The sequence below is a fragment of the Phyllobacterium sp. CCNWLW109 genome, assembly GCF_037203905.1.
GTDB classification, from domain to species: domain Bacteria; phylum Pseudomonadota; class Alphaproteobacteria; order Rhizobiales; family Rhizobiaceae; genus Phyllobacterium; species Phyllobacterium ifriqiyense.
In genome coordinates, this window is record NZ_JBBCBK010000004.1 from 82,476 (window position 1) to 94,836 (window position 12,361).

The window sequence follows — 12,361 nt, forward strand, 5'->3', positions numbered from 1 at the left end:
AGCGTTGGCGGCAATGGCATGGCCGGGAGAAAATCTAATTATCCCGCAATTGCTCTAGATCACGGATGCGATCGGCACTGCTTTGTTCAAGCTTGCGCGTGACTTCGGCAATCAGTGTTTCCGCAATGAGAAAGAGTGCGGCAGACGAATCCCAAGGGGAGGGAACGGCGGTTCGGCCAGCGATGACATGGCGGGCGAAACGCGCGATGGGAGAGAGCCATTGGTCGGTGACAAGCACGATTTCAACGCCGCGGGCCTGCGCCTTTTCTGCAAACCGCAACAGGCTATCCTGATAGCGGCGTATATCGAAAACCAGCAGCACATCCTTTTTGCCCATATCGATCAGCTGGTCACGCCAATGGCTTTCCTGCCCTGCCAGATGGGTGACGCCGGAGCGTACAATCTTGAGATGCGCGGCCATATAGGTTGCTATGGGATCGGTGAAGCGTCCGCCGAGGAGATAGAGACGGGCACGATTGCGGCTCAGCGCATCCGTTACGTCTCCAAGCTGCTGCGCTGAAAGGTGCTGGAATGTTTCGCGGATATTCTCAATGGCGGCTTCCATGAGCGGGAAGGTGGCCCCGTCCTTTGGCCGCTGGATGGTTGCAGCACGATTCCATGGCGACTGTACCTGTGCGGCGAGTTCCTCCTGCAGGGCGCTTTGGAACTCCGGATAGCTTTGGAAGCCGAGACGGGAGACGAAGCGCAAGATGGTCGGCGAGGATACACCTGCCTGACCGGAAAATTCAGCAACCGTTCTCAGGCCGATCAGCGGGTAATTTGCGATAAGCGTTTGAGCCGCCCTGCGTTCCGAGGCAGGCATCGCGTCTATCTTTTCTGCGATCAGCTCGGAAATGCTTGTGCTCATTTGGCTGTCTCCCCCGGTCCGAATTTTGAAACGTAAATTTCGGATTTGACAATTTTGATTGTTATGTATCAAATCATACGAGAGTGGAAATAAAAACATAAAATGTAACGTAAAGTACAGTTTGCCGAAAAGGGCAAAAATGGGCCGGACCATAGCGAGCGGTGCGCCGCAGGTAGTGACAAAAGAATGGGCTCCCGTTCGGATAACAAATCCGGATGGCGCGGGACCATGCATCATTCTTTGTGATCACGCCTCCAATTTTGTACCGGACGGTTTTGGCACGCTCGGCCTGAAGGATAGCGATCTTCAAAAACATATCGCCTGGGACCCCGGTGCATTAGGCGTGAGCGCCGTCATGAGCAGGTTGCTTGACGCGCCGCTGGTCGAGTCCTGCGTGTCGCGCCTGATCATTGATTGCAATCGTCCGCTGAATGCGCCTGATCTTGTGCCTTCGCTGAGCGAAGTGACGGTAATCCCAGCCAATGAAAATCTGAGCGAGGCAGCGCGACAGGAACGTATCAAACTTTCGCACAGGCCATATCATGCCGCCATTGAAGCGCTCGTCGAGAAGCGAAAGGCGGCGGGCAAGCCTGAGCCGGTATTTGTCGCAATCCATTCCTATACGCCGGTCTATCGCGGTGTCGAGCGGCCTTGGCATATCGGCGTTATTCATGACGCGGACGAGCGCGTTGCTGCGCCGCTTATTGCAGGCTTGCAGGCGCTGGGGCGTTACAATGTTGGGATCAACGAACCTTATTCACCGGCAGATCGCGTTTATTATACGCTGGAGCGACACGCTTCTGCCCATGGAATGCCGGCTGTAATGATCGAGATTCGCAACGATCTTGTGACGACAGCTCAAGAGGAGGAGGGCTGGGGGGAACTGCTTTCAGCTCTTTTGAATAATATAACAAAAGGCCTTTGATGGGCATTGCGGGGACGACAAACAAGGAATTCTAGAAACTGACGCTGCTATCGACGTTGCAACTCTTTCAATAATAACAGGGGAACGTGATGACACACCAGGACTACACAGACACAGACAAGCTGGAGGACGTAAAAGTTCTTCACGGCATGGGCTATGCCCAGGAGCTGGAACGGCGAATGAGCCGTTTCTCGAACTTTGCAATTTCTTTCTCGATTATCTGTATTCTATCCGGCGGTATCAATTCGCTGGCGCAGGCAACCTCCGGTGCGGGTGGCGCTGCAATCGGCATTGGCTGGCCCCTCGGCTGCCTTGTCTCAGCAGTGTTTGCCATTGCCATGGCGCAGATCAGCTCCGCATATCCGACGGCTGGCGGGCTTTATCACTGGGGCTCAATCCTCGGTAATCGCGGCACGGGCTGGCTCACCGCCTGGTTCAATCTGCTGGGTCTCATCACGGTGCTCGGCGCCATCAATGTCGGCACTTATTATTTCTTTATCGGGGCATTCGGCGAATATCTTGGTATTGCCGATTCGACGACTGTCCGCGTGGTATTTCTGGTAATTTTGACCGGCGCGCAGGCGCTGATCAACCATATGGGTATTGGTCTTACTGCCAAACTGACGGACTTTTCCGGTTATCTGATCTTTGTGACGGCCATTGCTCTTTCAGTCGTTTGTCTGGCCGTCGCTGATGGCTATGATTTTGCCCGTCTGTTTACATTCTCCAACTATTCCGGCGAAGCTGGTGGAAATGTGTGGCCAACGACGTCAAGCGCTTGGGTCTTTCTGCTCGGCCTGTTGCTGCCCATTTACACGATCACAGGCTATGATGCCTCGGCACATACATCGGAGGAAACCGTTCGTGCGGCGCATTCTGTTCCGCGGGGCATGATCTCATCCGTGCTCTGGTCGGCAGTTTTCGGCTATATCATGCTCTGCTCATTCGTATTGATGATTCCAAACATGGATGCAGCTGCGGCGCAGGGCTGGAATGTTTTCTTCTGGGCGATGAACGAGCAAGTCAATCCGCTGGTAAAGGACATCCTCTACTTCCTGATCTTCATCTGCCAATTCCTTTGCGGACTTGCGACAGTGACCTCGGTTTCGCGCATGATCTTCGCTTTTGCCCGTGATCGGGGGCTTCCGGCATCAAAGGCACTTTCCAAAGTCAGCCCCAAATATCGTACGCCGGTTTCCGCGATCTGGACGGGTTCAACCCTTGCCGTTCTCTTCGTCTGGGGATCCTCGCTGGTGTCGATTGGCGAAACGCCGGTTTATACAATCGTGGTATCCTGCACGGTCATCTTCCTCTTCTTCTCATTCGCTATTCCAATTGCGCTGGGTTTGTTGGCCTGGGGCACGCCAAAATGGAACAAGATGGGGCCTTGGGATATGGGCGAAGGCAAGTTCAAGTTCTTTGCTGTGCTGTCGATATTGGCAATGGCATTGATCTTCGTGCTCGGCATCCAACCGCCAAATGAATGGGCGCTTTACATCACGGTTGGCTTTTTGGTGGTTACGGCAATCGTGTGGTTTGGCTTTGAACGCCGCCGCTTCCGAGGCCCTCCAATTGGCGACGAAGTAGCGCGCCGCTCGGCGGAAATTGCAGCTGCTGAACGCGCAGTCGGCGAAAAAGCCTGATTTCAACAAAGAGGCGACCGGCACCAAGCCGGTCGCCTCTTCTTTGACCCAGTTGACGTTTTTGAGGATGGACTATGCCCGGACATTGGAGTTTCGACGAACTGAAAAGCCGCGTAAGCAGCGGTGAAATCGATACAATTCTGGCCTGTTTCGTCGATATGCAGGGCCGATTAATAGGCAAGCGATTCCACGCGAGCTTCTTTGTTGAATCCGCACATGACGAGACGCATGGCTGCAACTATCTGCTCGCCAATGATATCGATATGGAGCCGGTTCCGGGCTATAAGGCGGCGAGCTGGAAACAGGGTTATGGCGATTTCGTCATCAAGCCTGACCTTACGACCATTCGCCATATTCCCTGGCTGGAAAAATGCGCGCTGGTATTGTGCGATATTCTCGATCACCATCATCACGAAGACCTTTCGCATTCGCCGCGCGCTATTCTCAAACGGCAGCTCGCCCGGCTGAAGGATCGCGGCTATCTGGCCTATTTCGCCTCGGAACTTGAGTTTTATCTTTTCGATGAGACTTATGAGAGCGCGAGAGCCAAGCACTGGAAGGGCATGACAACCGCATCGCCCTATATTCAGGACTATGTGATCCAGATGACCACCAAAGAAGATGCGGTGATGCGCGCCATCCGCAATGGCCTGTTTGATGCGGGTATTCCGGTTGAAAATTCCAAGGGCGAATGGGGTCCGGGTCAGGAAGAAATCAATGTGCGCTATGCCGAAGCGCTGGAAATGGCCGACCGCCATGTGGTTATGAAAAATGGCTGCAAGGAAATCGCCACCCAGATGGGCAAGGCGATCACCTTCATGGCGAAGTATGATTATTCGCTTGCCGGCAGTTCAAGCCACGTCCATAATTCATTGTGGAGCGCAGACGGCAAGACCCCGCTCTTCTATGATAAGAACGCGGAATATACGATGTCGCCTTTGATGCGACAGTGGGTGGCCGGTCAGCTTAAATATGCTGATGATTTCACCTATTTCCTCGCGCCCTATATCAATTCCTATAAGCGGTTTCAGGCCGGTACATTCGCGCCGACGAAAAATGTCTGGAGCCTTGACAACCGCACGGCAGGTTTTCGCCTTTGCGGCGAAGGTTCCAAGGCTATCCGTATAGAGTGCCGCATTGGCGGGGCCGACCTCAACCCATATCTCGCTTTTGCAGGGTTGATTGCTTCCGGTCTTGCCGGCATTGATGAGAAGCTGGAACTCGCCAAGCCGTTTCAAGGGGATGCTTATGGCGGCGCAAAATTGCGGGAGATTCCAAAGACCCTGCGTGAGGCGACTGACACGCTTGCCCGCTCGAAAATGCTCAAGGAAGCATTGGGTGAGGATGTCATCGAGCATTATGTTCACACGGCCAAATGGGAACAGTTTGAATATGATCGCCGTGTGACCGATTGGGAGTTGCATCGCGGCTTCGAACGGTATTGAAGAACTGAAAATAGAGAAATACCCCTCCCTGCTGCGATGCAGTCTGCCTTTGTGGGGAGGGCTATAAAAACGAAAGCACGAGGTTTTGACATGGCCGAAACGGTCAAACTGATTACGCCCATTGATGGCACTATTTATGCCGAACGCCCAATTGCCAGCGAGAAGGCGATTGATACAGCGGTCGAATCCGCGAAACAGGCGCAAGCGGATTGGGCACAGACCAGCATTGCAGAGCGCGGTCGTCTATGTCTTGCCGCGCTTGACGCATTACTGGCCATGAACGATGAAATCGTGCCGGAAATTGCATGGCAGATGGGCCGGCCAGTACGTTACGGTGGTGAAAAAGGCGGCGTTGAAGAACGCACGCGCTATATGGTCAAAATTGCCGAACAGGCGCTTGCGCCCATTTTGGAGAATGACAGGCCGGGTTTCCGTCGTTACATCAAGCATGTGCCGCTCGGCGTCGTCATGGTCATTGCGCCATGGAATTATCCCTATCTTACGGCGGTCAATACCATCATTCCTGCCCTGATGGCGGGCAACAGCGTCATTCTGAAACATGCGGCCCAGACCTTGCTGGTCGGAGAACGATTTGCGCAGGCTTTCGAAAAGGCAGGTCTGCCTAAGGGCGTATTTCAGAACATCGTGCTTGGTCATGCCCAGACAGAAAAGTTGCTTGGCTCCGGCCGCATTGATCACGTGAATTTCACGGGGTCAGTGGGTGGCGGACGCGCCATTGAAAAGGCGGCGGCAGGCACATTCATGACCTTGGGGCTGGAACTTGGCGGCAAGGACCCGGCCTATGTGTTGCCGGATGTTAATCTCGATCATGCGGTTGCCAATCTTGTTGACGGGGCATTTTTCAATTCCGGTCAATGTTGCTGCGGTATTGAGCGCATTTATGTGCATGAGAAGGTTTATGACCGTTTTGTCGACGGCTTCGTTGACCTGACCAAGCAATATGTTGTCGGTAACCCGCTGGAAGAGGCGACCACGATGGGCCCGATGGCGCAGACCCGCTTTGCCGAACTGATCCGTGAACAAAAGGCCGAAGCACTGCGCAAGGGCGCGAAAGCTCACGTGAACATGAATGTTGCCAATGACAAGGCTGGTTCTCCCTATCTTGCTCCCGAAGTGCTGACCAATGTCGATCATCAAATGAGCGTCATGCGCGAAGAAAGCTTTGGGCCAATCGTCGGCATCATGAAAGTGCGCAATGACGAGGAGGCCGTGGCCTTGATGAATGACAGCCCATACGGCCTGACTGCCTCGCTATGGACCACTGATACCGATCACGCGGCTTTGATCGGGGACCAAATTGAAACCGGCACTGTGTTCATGAACCGCTGCGATTATATCGATCCCGCGCTGGTCTGGACGGGTGTCAAAGACACGGGCAAGGGTGCGGCCATGTCAGCCATCGGATATGGCAATTTGACAAGACCAAAATCTTACCACCTGCGCGAAGAGATTTAACAAGCATTGGAATTGTGCGTGGTTCGACAAGCTCACCATGAGGGTTGTGAGTGGGCTACAATAGAACAAGGCAGAGTTGCCTATCTTTGCAAGCAATCCATCATCCTCATGGTGAGCTTGTCGAACCACGCACAACAGATATGCCAAACGTAGAGACATGATATGAGCCAGCTTATTTCCAAATGGAACTATCCAACCACGGTGCGTTTTGGCGCAGGACGCATCAAGGAATTGCCGGAAGTTCTGGAAGCGACCGGAATCAAAAATCCGCTTTTCGTTACTGATCCCGGCTTGGCGAAACTGCCAGTGGTTGCGAGCACACTGAAAATTCTGGACGATGCCAAGATTCCCTACGGCGTATTTTCAGATGTGAAGCCCAACCCGGTGGATTCAAATCTGACCGCAGGCATTGCAGTGTTCAAACAAGGCAAGCATGATGGCGTCATCGCATTTGGTGGCGGCTCGGCGCTGGACCTTGGCAAGCTTATTGCGTTTCAGGCAGGGCAGACCCGGCCAATCTGGGATTTCGAAGATATTGGTGACTGGTGGACCCGTGCCAATAGCGAGGTGATCGCGCCGATTATTGCCGTGCCAACCACTGCTGGAACCGGCTCGGAAGTTGGCCGCGCGGGCGTTATCACCAATGAAGCAACCCACACTAAAAAGGTGATTTTTCACCCGAAGCTCCTGCCGGCAATCGTTATCGCTGATCCTGAGCTATCTGTGGGCATGCCAGCATTTATTACTGCGGGCACGGGCATGGATGCGCTCGCCCATTGCCTCGAAGCCTATTGCGCTCCGGGCTATCACCCAATGGCTGATGGTATTGCTGTTGAAGGCATCCGGCTCGTCTTCGAGAACCTGCCCAAAGCCTATGCCAATGGCAATGATCTGACAGCGCGCGCGCATATGATGAGCGCGGCGGCCATGGGGGCGACCGCCTTCCAGAAGGGGCTCGGCGCGATCCATTCACTATCTCATCCAATTGGCGCGCTTTATGACACGCATCACGGCATGACCAACGCCGTATTCATGCCCTATGTGCTTGCCTTTAATCGCGGCGCTATTGAAGAGCGCATCGTAAGGCTTGCCAATTATATCGGCATCAAGGGCGGATTTGATGGATTTGCCAAGGCAATTCTTGATTTGCGAACCGAGCTGAAAGTACCGCATGCCTTGCCAGGTTTGATCAAGGATCTGGACATGGATGATGCGCGCAAGGAGTTGATTGCCGAGATGGCAATCGTCGACCCAACGGCGGGAGGCAACCCCGTCGAACTGACCAAACAAGCAGCACTCAAGCTGCTGAACGAGGCGATCAAAGGATAGCCGAAAGGCGAGCTTTGAAAGTCAAATTTAAAAGGGCGCTGGAGACAGCGCCCTTTTTGCATTTTGTCTGGGCTTGCCTGCGGCCATGGCAGTTTGGTTTTCTAAGAGCGGTGATTCCGGTAGTCTTGTTCTGCTCAGGACCCTTGCTTCCATAATTTAGGCTGTTTGGGTAATTGGCTTAGGCAGAGGAAATATGCCGACTTCGAAATTTGTCGGATCGTCATTTTCTGAGATTTTGACATTTTGGTTTGTCGAGAGCCTCGTCATGTCGGCTTGGCTCACAATTATTTTGTGGCAACCTGATAAGCCTATTCAAGCATCGCTATGGACGTTCGGTGTCCAGTTGACGATCTTTTTTGACATGATGACTCTATTCAATTATTTGCGCTATAAGACTGCTGACCAAGAGAATTGCGCAAAATTATCGGATTAGTCTGCGTCTGAACCCTATTGGCGATGAAATTGCCACAGTAGCGGCAATTTCCGATAGGCTGTGTCGCAACAGCTAATAACGATCCGGATCGTCTGCAATCCCGATCAATGCGATATTGTCTATTGCCCCAAGAGCAACATGTCCTTTGCCGCCAGGCTGACCTTCACGTTTTCTCCCGGTGAGGGCGGAGGTGCGCTTGGATTGTTGAATGTGTCGAAGGAAACGGTATTTTCGCCGAGCGAAGCGCGAATGCGGATGACCGAGCCAAGGAAGTGCACGCTGTTGATCTTGCCATCCAGCGTTGTCTCGCGCTTGTCGGTTGCTTCACCGAGACTGACAGCCTCCGGCCGTACCGCGAGAGAAATCTTATCACCAACCTTGTGATTGGTGATCTTCTGGCCGATCATCACATCCTTGCCATCAATTGCAATAATACCGGCAGCGGCATCGCGAACTGTCGCATCGAGCGTGTTCAACGTGCCAACGAAGGACGCGACGAAACGCGATGATGGTTGATTGTAAATCTCGAATGGCGCGCCAACCTGTTCAGCCTTGCCTTCATACATGACGACTATACGATCCGAGATCGATAGCGCTTCTTCCTGGTCATGTGTCACGAAGATGGTGGTGATGCCAAGCTTGCGCTGAATGGCGCGGATTTCCTCACGCAGCGAAACGCGAATCTTGGCGTCGAGCGCTGAAAGCGGTTCGTCCAGCAGGAGAACCTGTGGCTTGGTAGCCAGCGCGCGGGCTAGAGCCACGCGCTGCTGTTGGCCGCCTGAAAGCTGATAAGGATAACGATCCGCCAAGTGATCCAGTTTGATCAATGAGAGCATTTCATGAACGGTTGCGTTAATTTCCGCTTGCGGTTTCTTTGCGACCTTCAATCCGAAAGCGACATTCTGAGCGACGGTCATGTTGGGGAATAGCGCATAGGCCTGAAACACCATGCCGATATTGCGCTGGTTCGGTTTCAGGTTCACCACGTCCTGACCGCCAATGCTGATCTTGCCGGATGTGGGCGTTTCAAAGCCGGCTACCATACGCAGCACTGTGGTCTTGCCGCAGCCGCTGGGTCCGAGAAAAGAAACGAACTCACCCTTCTCGATATTCAGATTGAAGTCATGAACGACAGTGGTCGCTCCGAAACTCTTTTTCAAATGGCTGATTGTGAGAAATGACATTGTTTCTATCCGGTCTTAGCGCTTGGTGGCAGCGAGGGATTTATTGAGACGGGTGACAACCTGAATAAGACCCATGCAAACCCAGGTGATTGCAAAGGAAATGACTGCCAGAGCCGCAGGCTCATAGGCGCGGTTTGCACCGATAAGCTGCAGGAATGGTCCAAATGCGGGCCGGTTGAGCAGCGCCGCCATGGTAAATTCGCCGATGACGATGGCGAAGGTCAGGAAGGCGCCGGAAAGCACGGCAACCAGAACATTGGGGAGAATGACGCTCCACATGATCTTTAACCGGCTTGCACCAAGACTTTCCGCAGCTTCGGTCATGGTGCGGATATCGATAGCGCCAAGGCCCGTATCCACAGCGCGATACATATAGGGCAATGCCAGCATCGTATAACCAAAGACCAGCAGTAGGTTGGTACCCATGGCGGAGCCGGTCAAGGGCAGAAATGACGATGTATTGTAGAGGCGGATATAGCCGAACACGACAACAATCGCCGGAATGACCAGTGGCAGCAGCGTGATGAATTCAAGGAATGGACGCCAACCGGGAAGCCGCAAGCGCACCCAATAGGCAGTGGGAACAACCAGCACGATACCGACAATAATTGTCACCAGCGCCATAACGATGGAGTAGCCGAATGTTGCCTGAAAGCGTGGATCGCTGAGGATGACCCAATAGGCATCGAAGGAATATACGCCGCGGCGCATGCGTAGCGAAAATTCCAGAGTGCCGATAAGCGGCACCACGAAATATATGATGCCAAAAGCAAGTGCGATCCAAGACCAGAAACGATTGGTTTTCATTTAAGCCACCGTTCGCTGCGGGCGCGCATCCAGATATAAATACCGTTGGAAACGCCGGTGATAACAATCATACCGAATGCCAGCGCATAACCGAGGTGAGGGTCTTGCAAGACGTCGCCGCGAATCTGCGCGAAGAGCACGATAGGAACAATGCTGAGCGATGAACCGGTGAGTGCATAAGCGGTCGCAATTGCGCCGAACGAGTTAGCAAACAATAGGAGAATCGTGCCCAGCAGTGCAGGCCAGAGAATGGGAAATGCGACCATGCGCCAATATTGCGGGCCGGTTGCGCCAAGAATGAGCGCTGCTTCCTTCCATTCCTTCTTCAGCCCGTCCAAAGCTGGCGTAATGATGAGGATCATCAGCGGAATTTGAAAGTAGAGATAGGTGATCGTCAGGCCCCAGAAACTGAGCAGATTGAAGCCGTGGCCATAAAGATTGAAGCCGAAAACATTATAAAGGAACGTCGTGACAAGCCCTGTTCGCCCCAGCGTCGCCAAAAAAGCAAAGGCGAGCGGCACGCCGGCAAAGTTGGAAGCGACGCCCGAAAAGGTCATTAGCGGCGAGCGTATCCAGGCCGGCAAACCGCCAAGTGTGACAGCGGCAGCGACGCAAAACCCTATGGCTGCACCGAGAATTGCCGAAGCAAGGGAAATTTTTATGGATATCCAGTAGGCATCCATGATGGATGGCTGGAATAGATTCACAATGTTTGTGAGTGTCAGATTACCCTGACTGTCCTGAAAGGCTCCGGCAATCAGATAGATTGTCGGCCATATCAAAAACAGCACGGCAAAGATGATGAAGGGCATGACCCCAAGCCAGTCGAGCGACAGGCGTTTGCGCTCATTCGCTATTGGCGCCGCCGGTGGAGCAGGTGATGAAACGTCTTGTTCTGAAACTGCACTCATGAGTGTTTGGGACCACTTGATAAAGTAATATTCAGCCGCGCCAGAGTAATGCAAAGGCAAGGCAGCCAGGATACCGACCCATCGGATATTCAGGGCCGACGCTGGCCCTCACATGATGGAAAAATCCCCGCGGCGGACCCGCGGGGATTTTTATCCTGTATTACTTGACGTTGGCGCCTACGATCTTGTCCCATCCCTTGGTGATGACTTCCTTGGCGGCAGCCTGTTCATCGAGAGTCGGGAAAATTGCCTTTTCATAGGCGGCAGCAGGAGGCAGCTTGTCGAGCAGGTCCTTGGGGATCTTGTTGTTCTTGGCAAGATCGTTGAAACGGATCGGATGGCAATAGCCCTTGAGCCATGTCAGCTGACCTTCGTCGGAATAGAGATATTCCATCCAGAGCTTGGCAGCATTTGGATGAGGTGCGTAAGCGCTGATGGCCTGAACATACACACCAGCAACAACGCCGGAAGCCGGAACAACAACTTCTACAGGCGGATTGCCCTTGAGAGTGTCGCGGCCGGAAAGCGCGTTATAATCCCAGTTGATGATGATCGGTGTTGCGCCCTGAGCCAATGTACCGGACTTGCCGATAACTGGAACGAAGTTGCCAGCCTTGTTGAGGTCAGCAAAATACTTAAGACCTGCTTCACCTGCCGCAGCGCCATAAGTGCCGCCTGTGGAAACGCCAGCGGCGCCTACAGCAAGGATAGCCTGGTTGGAAGCGCGCGGATCGCCAGCAAGAGCAACGGCATTTGCATATTCAGGCTTCAAAAGGTCAGCCCAATCTTTCGGGACTTCCTTGACGATGTCGGTGTTTACCTGGAAGGAAAGAACGCCGTAATAGTCGCCATACCAGTGACCTTCAGCATCTTTTACATTGTCAGGAATGGAGTCCCAGGTGGAGACTTTATAAGGCTGGGTTAGGCCGTCTTTCTTTGCCGATGGACCAAAAGCAAAGCCGACATCGATGACGTCAGGAGCCTGCGGGCCCTTATTGTCCTTGTTGGCCTTGATGGCTTCGATCTCGTCGCCCGAGCCTGCATCCGGATTCAGTTCGTTGACTTCAATGCCATATTTGGCCTTGAAACCAGCGATCACATCGCCATAGGCGCACCAGTCATGCGGCAAGGCGATTGTGGTCAGCGTGCCTTCCTTTTTTGCAGCCGCAACCAAATCTGCCGGTGCGTCGGCAAAGGAAACTGCCGTGCTGGCAAATAGCACAGCAGTCGACAGCGCTACCGCGCGTTTTGTATAACCTACCATTTTTAGACCCCTGTTTGAGCGATACGTCATTGGCTCTTTATCCGACGTCCGGCACCCGATACAGGTCTCTCATGTC

The 12,361-nt window shown here is 53.4% G+C and carries 10 protein-coding genes; 5 read left to right on the top strand and 5 right to left on the bottom strand.

What is annotated here, in order from left to right:
• Positions 1–34: 34 nt before the first annotated feature.
• Complete coding sequence (locus V9K92_RS15860; protein ID WP_115052282.1) at positions 35–868, bottom strand: MurR/RpiR family transcriptional regulator; 834 nt, start codon at positions 866–868, stop codon at positions 35–37.
• A 139-nt stretch (positions 869–1,007) separates the two neighbouring features.
• Between V9K92_RS15860 and V9K92_RS15865 the strand changes: the two genes are divergently transcribed.
• The 5 genes from V9K92_RS15865 (at position 1,008) to V9K92_RS15885 (ending at position 7,686) form a co-directional block, all read left to right on the top strand.
• Positions 1,008–1,793 carry an N-formylglutamate amidohydrolase gene (locus tag V9K92_RS15865; RefSeq protein ID WP_337354416.1) on the top strand — a complete coding sequence of 262 codons (786 nt, stop codon included), beginning with the start codon at positions 1,008–1,010 and terminating at the stop codon, positions 1,791–1,793.
• A gap of 89 nt (positions 1,794–1,882) precedes the next feature.
• Complete coding sequence (locus tag V9K92_RS15870) at positions 1,883–3,436, top strand: amino acid permease (RefSeq protein ID WP_115052283.1); 1,554 nt, start codon at positions 1,883–1,885, stop codon at positions 3,434–3,436.
• A 74-nt stretch (positions 3,437–3,510) separates the two neighbouring features.
• Positions 3,511–4,881 carry a glutamine synthetase family protein gene (locus V9K92_RS15875; protein ID WP_337354417.1) on the top strand — a complete coding sequence of 457 codons (1,371 nt, stop codon included), beginning with the start codon at positions 3,511–3,513 and terminating at the stop codon, positions 4,879–4,881.
• 90 nt (positions 4,882–4,971) lie between these two features.
• Positions 4,972–6,357: an aldehyde dehydrogenase family protein gene (locus V9K92_RS15880; RefSeq protein ID WP_337354418.1), complete on the top strand. Its 1,386-nt coding sequence runs from the start codon at positions 4,972–4,974 to the stop codon at positions 6,355–6,357.
• A gap of 162 nt (positions 6,358–6,519) precedes the next feature.
• Positions 6,520–7,686, top strand: a complete 1,167-nt coding sequence (locus tag V9K92_RS15885) for an iron-containing alcohol dehydrogenase (protein ID WP_336439642.1) — start codon at positions 6,520–6,522, stop codon at positions 7,684–7,686.
• Between the two features lie 552 nt (positions 7,687–8,238).
• On the opposite strand, the gene V9K92_RS15890 is transcribed toward V9K92_RS15885, so the two are convergent.
• The 4 genes from V9K92_RS15890 to V9K92_RS15905 form a co-directional block, all read right to left on the bottom strand.
• Positions 8,239–9,303, bottom strand: coding sequence for a polyamine ABC transporter ATP-binding protein (locus V9K92_RS15890; protein ID WP_115052288.1), 1,065 nt, complete (start codon positions 9,301–9,303; stop codon positions 8,239–8,241).
• 15 nt (positions 9,304–9,318) lie between these two features.
• A complete protein-coding gene (locus tag V9K92_RS15895) occupies positions 9,319–10,110 on the bottom strand; it encodes an ABC transporter permease (protein ID WP_115052289.1) in 792 nt (263 codons plus the stop codon).
• On the bottom strand, positions 10,107–11,021 hold the full coding sequence (locus V9K92_RS15900) for an ABC transporter permease (RefSeq protein WP_115052290.1): 915 nt from the start codon (positions 11,019–11,021) through the stop codon (positions 10,107–10,109). Before V9K92_RS15900 ends, V9K92_RS15895 begins: the two co-directional genes overlap by 4 nt.
• 160 nt (positions 11,022–11,181) lie before the next feature.
• A complete protein-coding gene (locus V9K92_RS15905; RefSeq protein WP_115052291.1) occupies positions 11,182–12,285 on the bottom strand; it encodes an ABC transporter substrate-binding protein in 1,104 nt (367 codons plus the stop codon).
• Positions 12,286–12,361 lie beyond the last annotated feature (76 nt).

Coding starts and splice junctions, on each gene's coding strand:
- V9K92_RS15860 (WP_115052282.1), bottom strand. CDS start 868: ATGAGCACAAGCATTTCCGAGCTGATCGCAGAAAAGATAGACGCGATG.
- V9K92_RS15865 (WP_337354416.1), top strand. CDS start 1,008: ATGGGCCGGACCATAGCGAGCGGTGCGCCGCAGGTAGTGACAAAAGAA.
- V9K92_RS15870 (WP_115052283.1), top strand. CDS start 1,883: ATGACACACCAGGACTACACAGACACAGACAAGCTGGAGGACGTAAAA.
- V9K92_RS15875 (WP_337354417.1), top strand. CDS start 3,511: ATGCCCGGACATTGGAGTTTCGACGAACTGAAAAGCCGCGTAAGCAGC.
- V9K92_RS15880 (WP_337354418.1), top strand. CDS start 4,972: ATGGCCGAAACGGTCAAACTGATTACGCCCATTGATGGCACTATTTAT.
- V9K92_RS15885 (WP_336439642.1), top strand. CDS start 6,520: ATGAGCCAGCTTATTTCCAAATGGAACTATCCAACCACGGTGCGTTTT.
- V9K92_RS15890 (WP_115052288.1), bottom strand. CDS start 9,303: ATGTCATTTCTCACAATCAGCCATTTGAAAAAGAGTTTCGGAGCGACC.
- V9K92_RS15895 (WP_115052289.1), bottom strand. CDS start 10,110: ATGAAAACCAATCGTTTCTGGTCTTGGATCGCACTTGCTTTTGGCATC.
- V9K92_RS15900 (WP_115052290.1), bottom strand. CDS start 11,021: ATGAGTGCAGTTTCAGAACAAGACGTTTCATCACCTGCTCCACCGGCG.
- V9K92_RS15905 (WP_115052291.1), bottom strand. CDS start 12,285: ATGGTAGGTTATACAAAACGCGCGGTAGCGCTGTCGACTGCTGTGCTA.